This window comes from Silanimonas algicola, assembly GCF_054777375.1.
Genome location: NZ_BAAHAS010000003.1, coordinates 452,968 through 472,767 on the forward strand (window position 1 = coordinate 452,968; position 19,800 = coordinate 472,767).

Below are 19,800 nucleotides of genomic sequence, written 5' to 3' on the forward strand. Positions count from 1 at the left end.
CCTGCCGCGGGGATCAGGGGGCCGCGTGCGCCGCCAGCCACGCCACGAGGTCGGACCGCACTTTCTCCCGACCGATCTCGTGCAGGGTCTCGTGGCGCATGCCGGGCAGGGCCACGAAGGTCTTGTCGGTGCTGGGCGCCAAGGGGAACAGCGCACGGCTCGCGTCGAAGGCGGTCAGTGGGTCGGCCTCGCCGTGCATCAGGTAGAGCGGCATCGTCAGGCGGGCCACGGCCGCGGGTGCTGCCGCCATCGCCGTTTCGAGCGCGATGAACCAGCCTGCGCGCGCCTGGTGGAGGACCAGCGGGTCGGCATCGTGAAGTTCGATCTCGTCCGGATCACTCGTCAGATGCGCGCCGGTGATGCCGCTGGGCATCGAGAACACAGGCAGCAGTCGGCCCAACACATGAGCGGCCAACAGCTTCAGCGGGTTCACCGCGAGCGCGCGGGCGAACATCGGGCTGCTGAGCGCCAAGGCGCGGCAGCGCTCCGGTACCGAGGCGGCGAAATGCGTGGCGATCAGCCCGCCCATGGAGTGGCCGAACACCAGCGCGGTGCCGTCCGTGCCCGCCGTGAGAGCCGAGAAGGCGGCGCGGGTGTCATCCAGATAGTCCTCGAAGCGACGGAGGTGCGCCCGACGACCCTCCGAACGCCCATGCCCGCGCAGATCGAACGCGAGCGCGTCGAAGCCCGCGTCGGCCAGCGCGTCGAGCAGTTCGAGGTAGCGGCCGCTGTGCTCGGCGAAGCCGTGGATGACGAGGATTCGCGCCCTGGGCGCCGCCGCCACGTGGCGACGGAAGAACAGGCGTGTGCCATCGCTGCTGGTGAGGAAACCGTCCGTCGTCGTGGCCATCAGGCCTCCTGTCATGCATCGTCGGTATGGCCCCACGGGGCTGCCGGTCCCGTGCGGGCTCAGTCCGCCGCGTCGTCTTCGATCGCGTGGTAGCGCAGCGCGGCCAGCGGGATGATCTGCATGGCCTTCTCGTGCGTCGCCTCGAGCCTCACCGGCGGCGCGACACCGGCCTCGAAGGCCTGCATCCAGCGCGAGGCGCAGACGCACCATGAATCGCCGGGCTTCAGGCCAGGGAAGCCGAACTCCGGTCGCGGCGTCACGAGATCGTTGCCGGCGCGCACCGAGAACTCGAGAAACTCCGCGGTGACCTTGGCACAGACCGTGTGGCTGCCGCGATCCTGGTCGTCGGTGCGACAGCAGCCGTCGCGGAACCAGCCGGTCTTCGGGTCGTGGCTGCAGTCCTCCAGCGGGGTGCCGAGGACGTTGAGGATTCGGGTGGAGGGGGCCATGCCCGGCATTGTCGACCAACTCGCGTTGCGGCGTGTGTACAGCCACGCCTCTCGGACGGGCCTTGCGTGATCCTCGTCCAACGCGCTGGGGACCATCGACCGCGACGATGACGGCCGATCCGGTCGCCGACGAGGCGCAAAAACCGGAGCGACGGGCGGGCGCAGGTCGCGAGACGCTGAGCGCCCCATGCTCAGGAGCCTCCCATGGTCTTCGTCATCCGTGGCATCGACCCCTCGCCCTACAGCGCCTTGTGGGCGCTCGACGACGAGCCGCTCGCCCGCCAACACGCCCGGCGCGTCACCGTTACCGAGTGTCCTGGGTTCCCGGACCGCGTCGGCCTGGACGACGTGCCGGTGGGTGAGACCGTCCTCCTCGTCAACCACGAGCACCTGCCCGTCGATAGCCCTTACCGGTCGCGTTACGCGGTCTACCTCCGTCGGAGCACGGACGCTCCGGCGGAGTGCATCGACGCGGTGCCGCCGGCCCTGGCGCGAAGGACGCTGTCGGTCCGGGCGTTCTCGTCGGAGCACTGCGCGTTGGACGCCCGCCTCGTCGAGGGCCACGCGCTCGCTCCGGTGCTCGACGCGATGCTCGCCCAGCCGCTCGTGGCCTACGTCCACGTGCACTACGCCACGTTCGGGTGCTTCGCGGCCCGTGCCGAGCGGGCTTCTGGAGGTGTGGTGCGGTGATCGGCTCGGCGGGATGCCGTCGGCCGTGCTTCATCGCGATGACGGCCCACCGATCGGCGCGAGCCGTTCCGCTTTCTCCAGGAGATGGGCGCGCAGCGCGTGCTGTGCCCATCGGCGTGGCTTCTCGCCGCCACCGTTGGGGATGCCGCGCTTACCCCGGTTTTGCTCCCGACCCAAAGCGGGCGTCGATGCTTGTGGGGCGGCTCGCCGCTGATCCGAGCGGCACGCCAGGCGACGCAGGCGTTCAGCGGTCGATCGACAAGACTCAGCGTCGCCAGGCTTGGATGATCGACCGCGCGCTCACCGATGCGGGAGCGATCGATCCCTCAGGCAAAAAGCAGGTCACGCCGTCGATGACGAGACGCGACCAGCCGTGGACCAAGGACCACAAGGCGCTGGCCCGCGCGAGAGTTTCCAACTCCTCCGGATGGCCGCTGCCGTACGCGGCGATGGTTGCGGCGACCAGCCGGCCGAAGCTGGCGCCCGCGGCCTCCTGCAGCACCGGGAAATCCATCAAGGCCTGTTTTTCCGAACCGAACATGGTGCGGTAGACCGCTGGGTGTTCACTGGCGAAGGTCGTGTAGACATCGCACAGCTTTGCGAGGCGTTCCCTTGGCTCCGGATGTTGCTCGGCGTCCATCCGGGCGCTGAGTTCGCGGAAGCCCTGTGCGGCGACCTCCGCGAGGATCTCGTCCTTTGAAACGAAGTGCCGGTACGGCGCATTGGCGCTGACGCCGGCGAGACGCGCCAATTCGCGAAGGCTCAATTGTTCATAGGCGCCAGCGTCCAGCTCGCGACGTGCGACGGCGAGCAGGGCGTTTCGAAGGTCGCCGTGGTGGTAGGCGTCCTTGGGCTTCTTCAGGGCCGTTCGTGAACTCATGGGATCCAGTGTACGGGCGTGGACCACCCCTCGGTCGGGCAGGACGCTGGTTCGGGCCGCCTTCACCTGGTGGGAACGTCTATGTGTGCAATGTACACAAACAATGTGTATGGTGCACACACCACCCAGCCGACCCCTGCCATGACCCTCCGAAACCTGCCTTTGGCCATCGCGGTCCTCCTGCTCGCGGCCTGTTCCGAAACCCCAGCACCGGCGGGCGACACAGCGCGAAACGTTGAGGTCGCCACTCCCCAGCGTGTGGCTTCCACCGAGACCGTGCGCGGCATCGGGCGCCTTGAGGCCGACACCCAGGCCTCGCTCGGATTCACCTCGGCCGGCGTCATTGCTGCGATCGACGTCGACATCGGCGACACGGTCCGGGCCGGGCAAACCCTGGCCCGGCTGGACGCCACGGTGCTCGATGCCGAAGCGCGAGAGGCCTCGGAGCAGGTGGCCCGCGCGACGCGCGACCTCGCCCGGCTGGAGGACCTTGCCGAACGGCAGCTGATCGCCCGCCAGCAGAGGGATGACGCACGGACCACGCTCGACGTGGCCGAGGCTCGCCTGCGGGCCGCACGGTTCGGCCAGCGCTTCGGACGCCTGGTGGCGGCCTCGGACGGCACCGTGCTGGCGCGCCTGGCGGAGCCGGGCGAGGTGGTTACCGCCGGCCAGCCAGTGCTCCGAGTGTCTGGCGTTGATCGGGGCTGGGTGCTGCCGGTGACCCTCGCCGATCGCGACGGCCTTCGCGTTCGCGAAGGCGACACGGCGACCGTCCGCTTCGACGCCCTTCCGGAGCGTGCGCTTCCGGCGACCGTCACGCGTGTGGCCGGCGAGGCCAGCGGCACCAGCGGCGGCATCGTCGTGGAGCTCGCCATCGCCGGCGACGGGCTGCCTCTTCGCAGCGGCCTCGTTGGCAAAGCCCTCATCACTGCCAACGCCGACGATGCGGGCTTGCGCATTCCGACCTCGGCGCTGGTGGAGGCGGGTGCGGAAGGCGGCCACGTCTTTGTCATCGATGAAGGAGTGGCCCGCCTCCGGACCGTGCGCCTGGGCGAGGTGCGGGCGGACGGGGTCTCGGTGCTCCAGGGCCTGACGCCGGACGACACCCTGGTGGTCGGCGGTGCGGCGTTCCTTGAAGACGGGATGGCCGTGGCGGTCGAGGCACGCCCATGAGTCGCGACCTCTCCCCTTGGGCGTTTTCGGTCCGGCAATGGCAGTTCACCTCGGTGGTGTTCCTGCTGCTCGCCGTGCTCGGCGCCTACGCCTTCATGGCCATTCCCCGGCAGGAAGACCCGACGTTCCCGATCCCGCTTACCACGATCATCGTGGTCTACCCCGGTGCGGATCCGCAGGACGTCGAGCGTCTCGCCATCGATCCCATCGAGGACGCGATTGCCGAGCTCGAGGACGTGCAGGAGATCCGCTCGACCAGCGAAAGCGGGCTCGGCGTCATCCGCGTCCAGTTCGAATGGACCACCGATGCGGACGACAAGTACGACGAGGTGGTGCGCGAGGTGAATGCACTGCGCGGTGAACTGCCTTCCGACTTGCAGTCGATCACTTTCCGAAAGGCGAACCCGGGCCTCGTCAACATCGTGCAGGCGGCCTTGGTCGCGCCGGACTTGGATGCCTTGGCGCTGAAGCGCCTCGCCGACGACCTCGAGGAATCGCTGGAGACCGTTCCCGGGGTGCGGCGCGCAGAGTCCTGGGCGCTTCCCGAACCGGAGGTCCGCGTGGCGCTGGACCTGCCGCGCATGGCGGCCCTCGGCATCGACGTCGCGACGGTCGACAGCGCGGTGACCGGGGAGGGCAGCAGTGTCCCCGGTGGCGCGGTGGACGTGGGCCAACGCCGCTACAACCTCAAGGGCACTGGCGACTACGACAGCGTCGATGAAGTCGCCGAGACCGTCGTGGCGTTGCGTGAAGGGCGCCCGCTGACCCTGCGCGACATCGCGAAGGTCGGTTGGGCGACCGAGGAAGCGGCCTATCTCGGTCGCTACAACGGCGAGCGCGCGGCCTTCGTCACCGCCAACATGAAGGACGGCTTCAGCATCTTCGAGGTGCAGGACGCCATCGACGCGCGGCTGGCCGAGTTCCGCGAACGCCTGCCGCCGGGCGTGCGCCTCGAGATTGGCTTCGAGCAGGCGAACAATGTCCGTGACCGGCTGCGCCGCCTCGGCATCGATTTCCTGATCGCGGTGGGGCTGGTCTCGTTGACCCTGCTGCCCTTGGGGCTGCGAGCGGCCGGCATCGTGATGGTGGCCATCCCGATGTCACTGGCCCTCGGCGTCGCGGCGCTGTGGTTCCTCGGCTTCTCCTTGAACCAGATCTCGATCGCCGGCTTCGTGGTCGCCCTCGGCCTGCTCGTCGACGACGCCATCGTCGTGGTCGAGAACATCGCCCGACGACTGCGCGAGGGCTCGGACCGGCTCACCGCCGCCATCGACGGCACGAAGCAGATCGCGCTGGCCGTCGTGGGCTGCACCGCCGTCCTGGTGCTGGCCTTCCTGCCGCTCCTCAACCTCCCGGAAGGGGCGGGCAAATTCACCCGCGGCCTCCCGCTGGCCGTGGTGATGACGGTGCTCGCGTCGCTGCTCGTGGCCTTCACGATCGTGCCGTTCCTCGCGAGCCGCTTCCTGCCCGCGCACGAGGATGCCGAGGGCAACCGCTTGCTGCGCGCCGTGAAGGGCGGCATCCACCGCTTCTATGCGCCGGTGATGCATCGCGCCCTCGCCCGGCCCAAGGCGACGTTGGTGCTGGCGCTCGCGCTCGTGGCGGGTTCGCTGGGGCTTGCACCGCTGCTGGGCTTCTCGCTGTTCCCGGCGGCCGACAAGCCGCAGTTCCTCGTGACCATCGATGCGGCCGAGGGGTCGTCGCTGGGCGCCACGGATCGCGCGCTGCAATTCGTCGAAGCCGAGCTCGACCAGACGCCCGGCGTGGTGCATCGCATGGCCAACCTCGGCCGCGGCAACCCGCTGATCTACTACAACGTGTTCCCGGCGGAGACGACCACCACGGCGGCGGAGGTCTTCGTCTCGCTGGACCGCTGGCGTGGCGATGCCTCGGTGGCGGTGCTGGAGGACCTCCGCGCGAGACTGGCCGGCTACGCCGATGCGCGCATCACCGTGAAGCAGTTCCAGAACGGCCCGCCCATCGAGGCGCCCATTGCCGTGCGCGTGGTGGGGCCGGATCTCGACGAACTGCGCCGCCTTGCCGGTGACGTCGAGAGCGCACTGCGACAGGTGGAGGGCGTCCGCGACCTCGACAACCCGATCCGCTTGCCGCGCATCGACCTCGATCTCGGCTTCGACCGCGAGGAGGCCGGGTTGCTGGGCGTGCCCAGCCTCGACCTCGACCGCCTCACGCGTCTCGCCGTGGCGGGCGTGGCGTCGTCGACCTTCCGCGATGAGCGCGGCGACGCCTATCCCGTCACGCTGCGATTGCCCATCGACGGCCACCCGACGCCCGACCTGTTGGAGTCTTTGTACTTCACAAGCCGGACCAGCGGTGACGCCATTCCGTTCCGCCAGATCGCCGAGCCGCGGCTGGTCAGCGGGCCGAGCCAGATCCAGCGGCTGGATCGGGAACGCATGGTCACGATCACCGCGCAGATCCGCGAAGGCTTCGTCTCCGGTGACGTGTCCCGTGCGGTCTATGCTGCGCTTGATGAACTGCCCTTGCCGCCGGGCTACCGCATCGTCGCCGGTGGCGAGGCCGATGCCGCCTCGCGCAGCCTCGGTGGGCTCGGCACGGCGATCATCATCGCGTCGTTCGGCATCCTCGCGGTCCTCGTCCTCGAGTTCGGCAGCTTCCGTTCGGTGCTGATCGTTGCTGGCGTGGTACCTTTCGGCATCCTGGGTGCGCTGGTCGCGCTGTTCCTCACGGGATATCCGCTGTCCTACATGGCGATCATCGGCTTTGTCGCCCTGATCGGCGTGGAGACCAAGAACTCGATCCTGCTGGTCGACTTCACCAACCAGCTGCGGCTCGAGGGCTTGTCGTTGGACGACGCCATCGAGAAGGCGGGTGAGCAGCGCTTCCTGCCTGTCTTGCTGACCTCGGTCACCGCCATTGGTGGCCTCACGCCCTTGGCTGTCAGCGGCTCGGCGCTCTATGCGCCGCTCGCGATCGTGATGATCGGTGGCCTCGTGAGCTCGACCCTCTTGGCCCGAATCGTCACCCCCGTCATGTACAAGCTGCTGCCGCCGGAGGTGCGCGCATGAACGGGTCCGTGTCCCTTTCCCCCAGCGCCCCGAGGATCGCCATGCCCTCCCGTCCACTCACTCGTCTGTTTCTCCTGGTGGCCTCGCTCTGCGTGCCGCTTTCGGCTCAAGCTGGCAACACCCTTCGCGTCACCCTGAGCGTGGACTCGCCGGAGTCGGGCGAGGCCGGCTGCGCCCTTTACGAGTCCGCCGCGGGCTTCCCCTCGGATGACGAAAAGGCGCGCTTCCGGCAATGGCATCCCGCCGCCACGACGGTGGTCTGCGAGTTCACCGACCTGCCCGACGGCTTGTATGCCGTCGGCGCGTCGCACGATCTCAACGGCAATCGGCTCGTCGACACCAATCTTGTGGGCATGCCCAAGGAGGCGTGGGGCGTCTCCCGCAATGCTCGCCCGACGCTTCGCGCCCCGCGCTTCGACGAGGCCGCCGTCGCGATCGAGGGCGGCGGCGTGACCGAACTGACCATCGAGGTGAAGCGATGAGCACGGAAGCCGCCGTCGCGCTCGCTGATGAGTTCGCCGCACGCTACGGCCCGTGGGCCATCGTGACCGGCGCCTCGGATGGCCTGGGGCGTGCGTTCGCCCGTCGCCTCGCGGCGCGACGGATCAACCTCGTGCTGGTGTCGCGCCGCGTCGCGGCCTTGAGCGTCCTCGCGGAAGAACTCCAGATCAATCACGCGATTCGCTGTGTCGTGATCCCCTTGGATCTGGCCGATCCGCGGAGCGTGGCATCGCTGGAGGAACAAACCGAACATCTGGATGTGGGGTTGGTGGTCGCCGCTGCCGGTTTCGGTTCGATCGGTCCGTTCCTCGATCGCCCGCTGAAGGGCGAGGCCGAGATGCTGGAGGTCAATGCGGGATCGGTGCTTCGGATCGCCCACCGGTTCGGCCAGCGTCTCGTGGCCCGGCGGAGTGGGGGTCTCGTGCTCTTCGGTTCCGTTGTCGGCTTCCAGGGCACGCCGCTGTCCGCGAACTATGCCGCCACCAAGGCGTATGTGCAGTCGTTGGCCGAGGCACTCGCGGTGGAGTGGGCGCCGCTGGGCGTGGATGTGCTGAGCTGTGCCCCGGGTCCGGTCGCCACCGGCTTCGCCACCAGGGCTGGCATGGCCATGGGCAAGGCCGCGAATCCCGAGGATCTGGTTGAGCCTTGCCTCGACGCCCTGGGACGACGAACGACGGTTCGGCCTGGATGGCTGGCGAAGCTTCTTGGTCACGGTCTGGGAACGCTGCCTCGTTCGTTGCGGGTGCGCGTCATGCACAACGTCATGCGGGGGATGCAGCCTTCGTCATGAAGGCAGAGTTGCTCGGGATGCTGGCCGCGCTGGGCGCGATGGTCTTCAGCGATTCCAGCGCCGCCAACGTGGCGACCGACCGAGCGACCGCGCCGGACTGGTCAAGGCCGCGCGTGGAGGGCGATGCCTACATGAACCCCTGGCGCGATCCGGCCGATCGCGGCGAGCGCGCGGGGCCGGGCTACATCCTTCGGAAGGCGGCGCGGCAGATCGGCGGGCGCGATGGCGTCGATGGGCGTCCGGAGGTGCTGGCGCTCGATATCGCTGGCATGGCCCGCGAGCCCTTTGCTGTCGCGTGGCTGGGTCATGCGTCTCTTCTGATCCATGCCAACGGCCGCTGGGTCCTCGTCGACCCGGTCCTTCGTGAGACCGTCGGCCCGTTGCCCGGTGTGGGTCCGAAGCGATTCACGCCCCCCGCCTTGACCGTCGACGACCTGCCGCCGATCGACCTCATCCTGCTGTCGCACGACCACTTCGACCATCTCGATCTGCCGACCCTGCGATCCATCACGAAGCGCTCCGGCACAACGCCGCGTCTTCTCGGCGGTCGAGGCCTTGAGCACCTCCTCGATCGCTCGTTGCGAGCGCGTCTCGAGGTCCTCGAGTGGTGGGAGCAGCGCGAGATCGAGGGCCTAAAGGTCACCTTCACACCGGCCCAGCATGGCAGCGGACGATCGCTTGCTGGAAAGAACCGGACGCTGTGGGGTGGCTGGTTCCTCGACGGTGCGCCCGGACGCTTCTACTTCGCCGGCGATACGGCGGACGCCCCGGGAATCTTCGAGGCCATCCGCCTCCGCCTCGGCGCGCCGGATGTCGCGGCCATCCCGGTCGGGGCGTACGCGCCGCGTCAGTGGATGCGCTTCGAGCACCTCGATCCGGCGGAGGCGCACTCGGCCTTCCGGCGCGTCGGCGCTCGATCGGGCTTCGGCGTGCACTGGGGCACCTTTTCCTTGGGCGAGGAATCCCCCGCCGAAACGCGAGCCGCCTTCGACGCCGCGGCGCCGATCCCCGACCATGACCGCTTCGACCTGATCCCGATCGGTGGCTGGCTGCCGGTCCGTGCCGCGGAGACTCCCAAGCCATGACGTCGACGTTGACGCCCATCGCCCCGCCCTCGGCATGGCGATCCGTGGGCGAGGTGCGGGCGATTGCCCAGGCGGCCGCGATGCTGCCGCATTGGGCTCAGGCGCGTTGGCGAAAGCGATCCTGTGCCGAGTCGTTTGCCTCTGCCTTGGTGGTCCCAGGGTTTGGCGCCGATGACCGCTGGACCCGACCAATGCGCGATGCGCTCGAGGCAGGTGGCGTGCGGACAAAAGGTTGGGGTCTCGGGCGGAATCTGGCCGGCCTCGATCTTCGACATCGCGCGTCGGATGTCCCTGCCCGATGGGGCGCCTCGTGGCCCACGCCTTACCGCGGCGAGGCCGCGGTGCCGATGCTCTGCGAGCGCCTGATCCCTGTCGTGCTGGAGGCTCATCGCCGCGAGGGCCGCCCGCTGTTGCTCGTGGGTTGGAGCTTGGGCGGCTACCTCGCGCGGGAGGTGGCCCGCGAGCATCCCGAGGCGGTGCTCGGCGTCGTCACCATTGGGTCGCCGGTGGTCGGCGGGCCGAAGTACACCCGGGCTGCCGCCATGTACCGGCGCCGCGGCGTCGACGTTGATTGGATCGAACGCGCCATCCGTGAGCGGGAGTCGCGCCCCATCGCGGTGCCGATGCTATCGCTCTACAGCGGAAGCGATGGTGTCGTCGCCCCGGCGGCCAGCATCGACCACCACTCGCCCGCCATCCTTCATCAGCGCGTGGGCGGCAGCCATATTGGCCTGGTCTTCAGCTCATCGGTGTGGAGCGCGACCTTGTCTTTCGCAAGAAGGGTGTCGAGGACTCCGCACTAGGGGCGCATCGGGCGCCCTCGCGCCCCTTGTCGTACTCACGACAGCATTCTTCTTGCCCGCCAAGGCCTGCTTCCGGCGCCCGATGCTGCTGCCCGCGCAGGGCTGGTCATGGCGGATCCGGATGAGCGTAGCAGTCGGGATGCCGTGCTCGGGCAGCCTCGGATCGCGACACAAGGCAGGCATTCGAGATGCTGAGTTCCTGCCCGATGCGCAACTAAAGACCGCAGAAACGTCGCCTTGACAGTGGGCAGGAACATACACACCCTAAGGATGCGTCCGAATCGAGGGGCGCGGTAAGGGCACATGCCACAAGGCGCCTCATGCTAGTCCAGCTTCCTGGCTAGCCCCCCGTAGTTGCTTCATGAGCACACGGGACTCGTCTGAACAGACCGAGTCCAATCATGAGCAAGAGATATCTACCCAAGTATTTTCCCTTGCTGCGGCGTCTTGCTGCAGCGAAGCAACGCAACCTTTGCTTTTACTGCGAGCGACCAATGTCGCGCCCGGGGTCCGGCCTGCCGGACTCATGCACAGCAGAGCACTTACTTGCAGTGTCGGATGGCGGGCCGCATAGCAAGCGGAACATCGTCGCCGCTTGTCTACGCTGCAATCAGGGGCGGCACCAACTTGCGCCACCGCCTTCACCACAAGAATACAGGGCCCAAATGCAGTCACGAAAAGCGACGTCGCGCAGCTAACCATGCCGGCAGACATGAGGATTGCCGTACGGCCCCGGCGAAGACTGGGCGCTGCTGCGGCAGTCCGAAAGCCGCTCAATTCATGCGTTGCATGTTTGCTTTTGGCCGTAGACGGTCATCCCGACGGATAGTCGGTTGTCGAGCCGTTGTCCCAGTACAGCATGGACGATACCGTGCTCGCTAAACGGGTGCACCGGCCTGTCGTTCGCCTTGGGATGACCGTTTCAAGTGCGCGCGCTACTCAAGGCCGGGGAGACGTCGGCGAGATATCGATCGATTGGCGAACTGCTATCGCCCCATCGCTTCGTTGAATGTCCACAGTGGGTCATCGTTCTCAACACCAGCAGAGACAAATCCGTCGCCTTGGGTGTAGCTCACGCCACTGTGGCCCGGAACTTCCGCCTGAACATCGCATGCGGGGCCAAGAAACTCCTCACCCAAGCCTTCAGCGTAGGCTTCAATGAACCCAGTATCCAAAGTCCAATAGGCGATGTCGTGTTCTATGCCCATCTCCTCTAGGCGCTCATGGAGGTGATGAAGCAGATCATTGGCTTCCTTCATGAGGAATAGATCCCCCTCCCATCGCATCCCTGAAGCCTTTCGGCCCTTGTGTGAATACTGACCCGGAGCATGCTCTAGGCTCTTGTAGAGGGGAAGGCCTTGGAGAAGCCGAAGATCTTTGCCGTTTCTGACGCTGAATCCGCCGAAAATGCTTGTCCTTAGGCCGAATCGATCACCAATCGATCTGCTGCCGACCATAAAGAATTCTTTGCTCTTAAATTCGACTCCCGCAATCATCGAGTGCAATCTGGAGAAGCGAGCGATTTTCGATCCATACCAGGCATACAGCCTGAACTTACCGCGGCGGCCGAGGAAGACGCAGCCGTGAGGACCATATGCCCTAACAACTCTTTCATGGGGAATGACGTTGTCTACAGCTAGGAATCCCTCCCAGTTGTATTGGCGAAACCCGAGAGCAGCCAGAGAAAGAAGAGCGCTAGGGAGGATGTTCACCACCTCCACTCCCCTCACAAACTTGCTGATGGACCCTTTCTTAGGTGGTCGAAGAATCTTCATCGTCGCCTCTTGCTCAACTCGACGCTGGTGCCCTGGCGCCTTAGCGCGCTTACCAGCCATGAGATTTGGCCCTTCAGATCGCAAGGTGGGAGTTCCTAGACTGCGTTATCAAACGTCGCCGACGCCCGTTGGCAACAGAGCGTCGTAGCATGTGCCGAGACTCCGGATCGGTCCGAACTCTCCAGCAGCGATACCTCTATTGCACGTGGGGCGCGCCGCGTCCGAGGCTCGACTACCGATCCAACCAATCCGCAAGCTCTTTGTCTCGGATCTGAAAGCGTCTTGCTTCTGAACTGCGACGAGTCTCTTCAGGGGGTCATGCCCAGCGGGTTGAGGAACTGGATGCAAAAAAGCTGAGCGAGTCAGTTGAAACACGTAATCACCTAACCGCTAAGGCGCCTACAGAGGATCCTGCAGAAGACCTAGGTCGGCATTCGGAGTGAATCACCAAGCATTTTCCAGTTAGCCAGCTTTCGATCAGCCAACGTTCTCGCGGCGGGGTGATAGTGCGCCGACGCGATTATCGATTTGCCGGATAGAAATCCTCGAAGCAGAAGGCTCTGATCACGATAACGTGCCCATCCCTTGGCCTCGAAGGGCATTCCCATGGCAGATGCAGTCAGGTGCCACGACTCGGCGCCCAGGCATGCAATGGCGCGAACATTTGGCATCGAAGCGATCACCCACCGCAGCACTTCAACCAGATACTCATGCAGAGGGCCACTCCAGAATGCTCCCAGGGGTCTGCTCCATCCAGAGTGGTCGTACAGCATGTTGGCTGTTGCAGAGCCGTACAGCTTTGTTCCCGGCAAAAGCTTGGCGAGTTCCTCGAGACGCTCGTTTGTCCTCCAGCCCCCTGGATCGCCCCTCACGGCATGCCGCCACCCCAAATCGCGAATGACATGCGTAGGAGCCGCATCCTTCGCCAACATCAGTGTTTCAGCACCCCAGTCTGGGAATAGAGTTTCCGTCCCATACAGCCTCGATGATTCTGGATACAGTGAGAAGACGTTCGTGTAGCCGGGGCATTCAAACTCGCGAATCCAACTCGGGATGATCGGGGTTGTGAGCACGTGAAGGAACCTGATTGACGTGGCGACTATGCGATGTCGAAAGTCTCATTACTGCTGTGGCTAGCGACCTCGCAATTCTCGAAGAATACTGAAAGAACCCGCCCAGCCTAGGAAAGGTCTGAGCAGCTCCGCCGCTCTCGGGGACAATCGATCGTCGGTTCAAGGCTGAGTCCGAAGGACCTCTCGTTAGGTGATGCCGAGGATCTGGGGGGGGCGAAGGCGCACGCGGCGCGAAGTGTTCCTGGCCGAAATGGATCAGGTGCTGCCGACGTCCCTATTCCCTTTAGTAGCGTGCAGCCTTTTCTGGAGAAGCAAAAGCGCTGGGTCAACAGAGTAGACGTCCGCTCGAGACCGAAGCAGACCTAACGAAAGAGTCGCCTAAATCGTTCGTTAGTGGCGTTTCTTCTGGATGGGTCAAAAAGTCGTTCTACAAGGCCCAAGCAACGGCCTCGCCAAGAGCCTTCTCGTGCTCGGCCTCGGTCATGCCATCTGCGGCAGTGCAGAGCACCATCCAACGCCAACGTCCTTCTCCCCACTCGATTGGCTGCCGAGGCGCTTCCCGAAGAGGATCGGCGAGGTCCGATAGCGTCGGGATCCGCCTTGCGAAATCGCTCCAATGCATCGACATCAGGTTGAAGCCGATGTGGCCGAAGACCACGGCCAGTGGTGTCCGCTGGGCGGCGTCGAAAACATTGCCTTGGGTCAGCGTGGGCATTGAAGACTCCCAAAGTCGCAGTGGTTCGGGCCCAGCGTAAGCACATGCCGTCGCATGCCCTGCGACGCTGCTTTGGGACAATGCAGGGCTCTGGCGCAAGGAGAGTTCCATGCAGGTTGTCTACAGCGATGCCATGGTGGCACCGGCACAAGGAACGTCCCCCAGCGCGGCCAAGCCGGCCGCCGTGGTCGAGGCGTGGCGGCGCGAGTGGCCGACGCTCGAGATCCGTCCGCCGGTGCCGGTTACCCGCGACGACCTGCTCCGTGCCCATTCTGGGCGGTACGTGGATGCGGTGCTTTCTCTCAATGAAGCGAATGGGTTCGGCACGTTCTCGCCGGAGGTCAATGCCAGCCTGCCCTATACCTCGGGTGCCCTGCTGACGGCGGCGCACTGGGCCTTGGCCAGTGGCACGGCGGTCGCAGCCCCCGTCTCTGGCTTCCACCATGCGGGCTACGACTCCGGCGGCGGCTACTGCACGTTCAACGGGCTGATGGTCACAGCGCTGGCGTTGCAAGCCGAAACCCATGGTTTGCGCGTCGGGATCCTCGACTACGACTACCACTACGGTGACGGTACCGACGAGATACTTGCAGCCTTGAAGTGCCGAAACATCGTGCACATCACGGCGGGCAAGCACTTCTACATGCCGAAGCACGCCGAGTCCTTCCTGGCCCAGATACGGAATGACGTCGTTGCGATGTCGGCCTGCGACATCGTGCTCTATCAGGCTGGCGCCGATCCGCACATCGATGATCCGCTCGGTGGCTTTCTCACGACCGAGCAGATGGCCGAGCGAGACGCCCAGGTGTTCAAGGGACTGAAGGACCGTGGCGTTCCCGTGGCTTGGGTTCTGGCGGGTGGCTATCAGGACCCGCTGTCCAGGGTGATCGATCTCCACGTGAACACCATGCGGGCCGTGATGTCCGCCTAGCGAGTCGCTGCGACACATCGTGTCTCAGCCCTGCGGACAATGATCCATGTGGCTCTGTTGAGAGCGCTGCGCTTGCGATTTCGCAGGGTCTCGTCGTTTGTCGGTGTCCGCGGAGATGGGTGCTAGACGCCAGGCTCTGGTCGCCGCCGCGTGGACTTTATAGCCAGTCGCCGGCATTCGGTTTTCTGGCTCAGGGGTTGCGCAGGGACTGAGCTATAGAAGTCCCGCGCGCTGCTGATGAGAGCCGATTCGCGGCAGACAAGGAATGAGGTGGTTATGCGAGAGAGAACATCCGTTCACGTGGCCCAACTGCTTCGGCGGTTTCCGGACTGTAAGTTGCATGATGTCTTCGAGTCCGGTGAAAAAACGACCTTTTGCTTCTCCGCGCCAAAATCTTCGCTAGCCGAGATCTTCGAGTCCTTGTTGGAACTCAATGATTTGAGGATCTGGCGAGATACGCTGGCCGAGCAGTTGTTGGCGGTTCGTGGGGAAAAGTCCAAAGGCATGCCCTTCAGGCTTTGTGTGTTGACGGAAGAAGAACTGAAGCTCGTCGGTGTCGCATTCGTTTCGTTCCTGCGCCGTAATGATCTGCTGGAGCTGGAGGTCGCCGAGCAGTTTCTCGACGCTTTTGGCGTATCGCGATCCTAGGGCGTCGGAATGGCCCCGGCGTTCGTGGACACCTTATGCGTCGCAGTAGGCACTCATCGCGGACGAAGCAAGATCTTCCCTCGATACAGCGGATGGGTTTGAGCGGCTCCTTCCGATGAACCCCACTCAATCGCCTCAGCTTGTTTGGCGAACGCTCAACCATTGCCCTAGCGGGCCTGCCATTGAGGTGACACCTTGAGCGATCGCGACAAGATTGCGGTGCCGGAGCCCCGGTCGATCGATACGGACTACCGCACCCTGGAGGCGGCAGGCCGCCTCGACGATCGTCGTTCGCTCTTCATGGTCGAGTTCGGGGACTGGCGGTGCAGTCTCGGGGCGTGCCACGGGCCGGCTGGGTGCTTGCGTTGCAGCACGGGGGTCTGGCGATACGTGGACGGTGGGCGCTGCGTGGACGTCGCGGTCTATGTGGCGTTTCAGGTCCTGCTCGTGGATTTGCGGTTTGCACGCGACTGGTCAGAACGCATCCACGAGCGATTCACCGCAATCCCGCGGCGTAGTCACGATGCCTCGCAGGGGCCGGCCCTCTTTGGCGCCGAAGACGAAGCGGCGCTCTTTGATGTTTTGGCGCAGCGCTTTCAGGAGCGACATGGCCCCCTCCTGCAAAGCGTGGAGCATCTGCCGAATCTAAGCCTTTGACCCGTCTCGACTCGTTGTTCGCTGCGACACATCCTGTCGCAGCCATCCGGACAATGGCTCCCCTGGATTCGATGATGGGGGTGGGTATGGGGTTTCGCCGGGCATCGCCGTTCGTGAAGAGTGCACTGGAGCTGGAGTCGGAGACCCGGCTCTGGATCCTCCGCCTGCTGGTTCATCTGGGGGGCTATCGCGAACTGATCGGTGCTGCAGGCTACCGGGACGACGCCCTCGCCCATGCCTTGGGACTGCCGGACGCGGAGACGGTCGACTTCGACGCCTTTTCGCCCAAGGACGTCTTGGCGCTGTTGGAGGATGACCTCGCTCGGACCGAGGGCGACGCGGCGGTGCGCGCCGAGGCGCCGCTGCGGCGGAACATCGATCGCCTGTCCGATCTGGTGGGGCTGTCGCCTGTCGACCGTGAGCTGCTGGCTTTCGGTGTCCGGATGTCGAATGACATCGCATTGAAGGAAGTGGCCGGCTGGATGGGGAGTCTTCCGTCCGCGAAGCTCATCACGGCCCTGTCCGTCGCGTTGGAGATCCCTGACAAGGAGATTCGACAAGCCCTGAGCCCGCAGGGCGTTCTGCATCGTTCGGGTCTGCTGCAGTTCGCGTGGTCGAACGACACGGGGCTGGAGGAGGCCATGGAAGTGCTGTCCCCGCGTTTCGCGCAGCTCATCGCGGCAGAGGACGCCGAGCCGCTGTCCTTCTTGAGCGGCACCGCGCGCAGCACCTCGCCAGCGACCCTGGCGCTTGCCGATTACCCGTATCTCGCGGAGTCGCTTCGCGTTTTGGTGCCGTACCTGCGCGAGTCGCGTGCTTTGGGACGCCAGGGCGTCAACGTGCTGCTGCACGGGGTTCCAGGCACCGGGAAGACGCAGTTGGCCAAGATCCTCGCGGGCGAGGCGGGCGGGACCCTCTTCGAGGTTGCCAGCGAGGATGGCGATGGTGACCCCATTAGCGGTGAGCGTCGGCTGCGTGCCTATAGCCTTGCCCAGAACCTCGTGCCCACGGGGTCGTCGATGATCCTGTTCGATGAGGTCGAGGATGTCTTCGGTGAATCGCGTAGCGACGGGTGGCGTCGCGGGTCCGCCCAGGCTCGAAAGGCGTGGATGAATCGCGTCCTCGAAGAGAACCGCGTGCCGGCCCTCTGGCTCGCCAACGAAATCGACGCGCTGGATCCCGCCTTCCTGCGACGCTTCGACATGGTCATCGAGGTGCCGGTCCCCCCGCGTCGCGAGCGCGAGCGCCTGCTCAAGGAACGCTACGCCGACCTGATTGATGACCGTCGGGCGTCGCAGTTGGCGCAGTCCGGAGACCTCGCGCCGGCGCTGATTTCGCGCGCCGCGGACACCGTGCGCTTCATCAAGGAGCGCGTCGATCCAGGGATGGTGGGCGATGCCTTCCAACTGCTGATCGATGGCGCGCTCCGGGCCCAGGGGCATGCCCCGACCCGCAAAAGCGAGGGCGTCGGCCTGCCGGCGACCTACGACCCGGCCTTCATCCGGGCGAGCGCTGATCTGGCCGCGGTGGCGCAAGGCTTGGGTCGCACCATGTCGGGACGACTGTGCCTGTACGGCCCGCCGGGAACCGGGAAGACGGCGTATGGGCAATGGGTGGCGGAAGCGCTGGGCCTGCCCTGCCATGTCCAGCGCGCGTCCGACTTCCTGTCCAAATGGGTCGGAGACAGCGAGCGCAACGTCGCCAAAGCCTTCGCCGCGGCCACTCGCGAGGGGGCCGTGCTGTTGATCGATGAAGTCGACAGCTTCCTCCGGGATCGCCGGCGGTCCGAATACGCCTGGGAGACCACGCTGGTCAACGAGATGCTGACCCAGATGGAGGCCTTCAACGGCATCCTCATTGCGACCACTAACTTGGCCGACGTCGTCGACACGGCCGCCTTGCGGCGCTTCGACCTGAAGGTGAAGTTCGACTATCTCGCCGGGGGCCAGGCGGCCCAGCTCTTTGCGCGCCACTGCGCCGCGCTGGGGCTCCCGGCGCCGGGTGCGGATGAGGACCGGCGGGTCCGCGCCCTGGCGCGGCTCACCCCCGGTGATTTCGCTGCCGTCTCAAGGCAGCATCGGTTCCAGCCTGTGGCGTCACCCGCCGGTCTGGTCGATGCCTTGGAGGCCGAATGTGCCCTCAAGGGAGAGACCAAGCGGCCCATCGGGTTCATTCACTAGGCGCTCGCCGGAAGCGGGATCCGGCAACGATCGATCTTCATCGACAAAGGACAGGACGAACCATGCGAACGCTTTCGAAATCCAAGCTGTTGGCCTACCGCCAGTGCCCCAAGCGCGTTTGGTTGGAGGTTCATCAACCCGAACTGCGACAGGACTCGCCGGACAGCCAGCAGCGCTTTGCGGCAGGCCACCGCGTGGGTGCGGTCGCGCAGCGGGTCTATGACCCGGAAGGGCAGTGCACGCTGATCGACCCAAAGGTGATCGGGTACGACGAGGCGTTGCGACTGACCCAAGCGCATCTGTCCTCGCGTCAGCCGCTCTTCGAGGCGACGTTCCAGGCGAACGGTGCCTTCGCCATGGCGGACGTGCTTCTGCCCGACGGGGACGCGTGGCGCATGGTGGAGATCAAGTCCGCCACGTCGGTGAAGGACTACCACCGGGATGACGCCGCCGTTCAGGCCTATGTCGCGAAAGCCGCCGGCGTGCCGATTTCACGCGTCGCTCTTGGCCACATCGACAGCACCTGGGTCTATGCGGGCGACGATCGTTACGACGGGCTCTTTGTCGAGGCCGATCTGACCGACGAAGCCCGTGCACGGGAATCCGAGGTGGCGGCTTGGGTGCAGGACGCCCAGCGCATTGTCGCCGAGCCGTCCGCGCCGGAGGTCCGCACCGGGCGCCACTGTCGTGAGCCGTACGAGTGTGGCTTCTTCGCCCACTGTCGAAGCCGGGAGCCGGTGCCGATGCATCCGGCGGAATGGCTGCCGCATCCGACCAAGCCGCTTTCGCACCTGATCGACGTCGAGGGCGTGACCGAGATGGTCCAGATTCCCGACGAGGTGCTGACCGAGCGGCAACGTCGGGTCCGGGACTGCACCTTGTCCGGCGAGCCCTTCTTCGACCAGGAGGGTGCGAGGGCGGCACTGGTCAGCCACGGGCTCCCCGCCTACTTCCTCGACTTCGAGACGATCAGCCATGTGGTCCCGGTCTGGAAGGGCTTCCGCCCGAACCAGATCGCGGCCTTCCAGTTCAGCGTCCACCGGGTGGGGGAGGACGGGGCGATTACGAATGAAGGCTTCCTAGATCTCTCCGGCGGCGATCCCTCCGAGGCCTGTGCGGCCGCCCTCGTCGCGACGTGCGGGTCTACCGGGCCGGTGTACGTCTACAACCAGGCCTTCGAAAAGCGAGTGCTGAAGGAACTGGCCGAGCGGGTGCCGACGCACGCGGAAGGGCTGATGCGCATCCATGATCGCGTCGTGGATCTGCTGCCCGTCGCCCGGGACCACTACTACCACCCGAGCCAGCAGGGCAGCTGGAGCATCAAGGTGGTGCTGCCGGCGGTGTTCCCGGAGCTGCGCTACGAGGACCTCGATGGCGTGAAGGACGGCGGCATGGCGATGACGGCCTACCTCGAAGCCACGGATCCGAAGACGACCGAAGAGCGGCGCGAGGCCATTGCCGCCGAGCTCACGCGTTACTGCGCGCTGGACACGTGGGCTACCGTGAAGCTGTGGGCGTTTTTCCTCGGTCGCGAGCTCCAGGAGTAACAC

At 65.6% G+C, this 19,800-nt stretch carries 18 protein-coding genes; 13 read left to right on the forward strand and 5 right to left on the reverse strand.

Annotated elements, in window-relative coordinates; translation table 11 throughout:
- Positions 1-13 precede the first annotated feature (13 nt).
- Both ACYVAK_RS12195 and ACYVAK_RS12200 read right to left on the reverse strand, forming a co-directional pair.
- Positions 14-850 (reverse strand): lysophospholipase, encoded by an 837-nt coding sequence (locus tag ACYVAK_RS12195; RefSeq protein ID WP_461061339.1) that lies wholly within the window; start codon positions 848-850, stop codon positions 14-16.
- A 59-nt stretch (positions 851-909) separates the two neighbouring features.
- Positions 910-1,299, reverse strand: coding sequence for a DUF2237 family protein (locus ACYVAK_RS12200; RefSeq protein WP_461061341.1), 390 nt, complete (start codon positions 1,297-1,299; stop codon positions 910-912).
- Positions 1,300-1,503: 204 nt separating this feature from the next.
- On the opposite strand from ACYVAK_RS12200, the gene ACYVAK_RS12205 reads away from it, so the two are divergent.
- Positions 1,504-1,989, forward strand: a complete 486-nt coding sequence (locus ACYVAK_RS12205) for a DUF1203 domain-containing protein (RefSeq protein ID WP_461061343.1) — start codon at positions 1,504-1,506, stop codon at positions 1,987-1,989.
- A gap of 265 nt (positions 1,990-2,254) precedes the next feature.
- Here the strand turns inward: ACYVAK_RS12205 and ACYVAK_RS12210 are convergent, their stop codons facing one another.
- A complete protein-coding gene (locus ACYVAK_RS12210) occupies positions 2,255-2,935 on the reverse strand; it encodes a TetR/AcrR family transcriptional regulator (RefSeq protein ID WP_461061345.1) in 681 nt (226 codons plus the stop codon).
- 192 nt (positions 2,936-3,127) lie between these two features.
- Between ACYVAK_RS12210 and ACYVAK_RS12215 the strand changes: the two genes are divergently transcribed.
- The 7 genes from ACYVAK_RS12215 (at position 3,128) to ACYVAK_RS12245 (ending at position 10,969) form a co-directional block, all read left to right on the forward strand.
- Complete coding sequence (locus tag ACYVAK_RS12215) at positions 3,128-4,042, forward strand: efflux RND transporter periplasmic adaptor subunit (protein ID WP_461061347.1); 915 nt, start codon at positions 3,128-3,130, stop codon at positions 4,040-4,042.
- Positions 4,039-7,092 carry an efflux RND transporter permease subunit gene (locus ACYVAK_RS12220; protein WP_461061349.1) on the forward strand — a complete coding sequence of 1,018 codons (3,054 nt, stop codon included), beginning with the start codon at positions 4,039-4,041 and terminating at the stop codon, positions 7,090-7,092. The genes ACYVAK_RS12215 and ACYVAK_RS12220 overlap by 4 nt, the downstream gene beginning before the upstream one ends.
- Before the next feature lie 41 nt (positions 7,093-7,133).
- Positions 7,134-7,574: a DUF2141 domain-containing protein gene (locus ACYVAK_RS12225; RefSeq protein WP_461061351.1), complete on the forward strand. Its 441-nt coding sequence runs from the start codon at positions 7,134-7,136 to the stop codon at positions 7,572-7,574.
- Positions 7,571-8,383 (forward strand): SDR family NAD(P)-dependent oxidoreductase, encoded by an 813-nt coding sequence (locus tag ACYVAK_RS12230; RefSeq protein WP_461061353.1) that lies wholly within the window; start codon positions 7,571-7,573, stop codon positions 8,381-8,383. The genes ACYVAK_RS12225 and ACYVAK_RS12230 overlap by 4 nt, the downstream gene beginning before the upstream one ends.
- On the forward strand, positions 8,380-9,468 hold the full coding sequence (locus tag ACYVAK_RS12235; protein ID WP_461061355.1) for an MBL fold metallo-hydrolase: 1,089 nt from the start codon (positions 8,380-8,382) through the stop codon (positions 9,466-9,468). Before ACYVAK_RS12230 ends, ACYVAK_RS12235 begins: the two co-directional genes overlap by 4 nt.
- Positions 9,465-10,271, forward strand: coding sequence for an alpha/beta fold hydrolase (locus tag ACYVAK_RS12240; RefSeq protein WP_461061357.1), 807 nt, complete (start codon positions 9,465-9,467; stop codon positions 10,269-10,271). The genes ACYVAK_RS12235 and ACYVAK_RS12240 overlap by 4 nt, the downstream gene beginning before the upstream one ends.
- Before the next feature lie 401 nt (positions 10,272-10,672).
- Positions 10,673-10,969, forward strand: a complete 297-nt coding sequence (locus ACYVAK_RS12245; protein WP_461061359.1) for an HNH endonuclease — start codon at positions 10,673-10,675, stop codon at positions 10,967-10,969.
- 288 nt (positions 10,970-11,257) lie between these two features.
- Here ACYVAK_RS12245 and ACYVAK_RS12250 read toward each other — a convergent pair whose 3' ends face one another.
- Complete coding sequence (locus ACYVAK_RS12250; protein WP_461061361.1) at positions 11,258-12,046, reverse strand: hypothetical protein; 789 nt, start codon at positions 12,044-12,046, stop codon at positions 11,258-11,260.
- 1,500 nt (positions 12,047-13,546) lie between these two features.
- Complete coding sequence (locus ACYVAK_RS12255; RefSeq protein WP_461061363.1) at positions 13,547-13,834, reverse strand: hypothetical protein; 288 nt, start codon at positions 13,832-13,834, stop codon at positions 13,547-13,549.
- A gap of 109 nt (positions 13,835-13,943) precedes the next feature.
- Between ACYVAK_RS12255 and ACYVAK_RS12260 the strand changes: the two genes are divergently transcribed.
- The 5 genes from ACYVAK_RS12260 to ACYVAK_RS12280 all read left to right on the forward strand — a co-directional run bounded on the left by ACYVAK_RS12260 (position 13,944) and on the right by ACYVAK_RS12280 (position 19,797).
- On the forward strand, positions 13,944-14,765 hold the full coding sequence (locus ACYVAK_RS12260; RefSeq protein ID WP_461061365.1) for an arginase family protein: 822 nt from the start codon (positions 13,944-13,946) through the stop codon (positions 14,763-14,765).
- Between the two features lie 300 nt (positions 14,766-15,065).
- Positions 15,066-15,413 (forward strand): hypothetical protein, encoded by a 348-nt coding sequence (locus ACYVAK_RS12265; RefSeq protein ID WP_461061366.1) that lies wholly within the window; start codon positions 15,066-15,068, stop codon positions 15,411-15,413.
- Positions 15,414-15,608: 195 nt separating this feature from the next.
- Positions 15,609-16,070, forward strand: a complete 462-nt coding sequence (locus tag ACYVAK_RS12270) for a hypothetical protein (protein WP_461061368.1) — start codon at positions 15,609-15,611, stop codon at positions 16,068-16,070.
- Positions 16,071-16,123: 53 nt separating this feature from the next.
- Complete coding sequence (locus ACYVAK_RS12275) at positions 16,124-18,250, forward strand: AAA family ATPase (RefSeq protein WP_461061370.1); 2,127 nt, start codon at positions 16,124-16,126, stop codon at positions 18,248-18,250.
- An 89-nt stretch (positions 18,251-18,339) separates the two neighbouring features.
- Positions 18,340-19,797 carry a DUF2779 domain-containing protein gene (locus ACYVAK_RS12280; RefSeq protein ID WP_461061372.1) on the forward strand — a complete coding sequence of 486 codons (1,458 nt, stop codon included), beginning with the start codon at positions 18,340-18,342 and terminating at the stop codon, positions 19,795-19,797.
- The last annotated feature ends 3 nt before the right edge of the window (positions 19,798-19,800 follow it).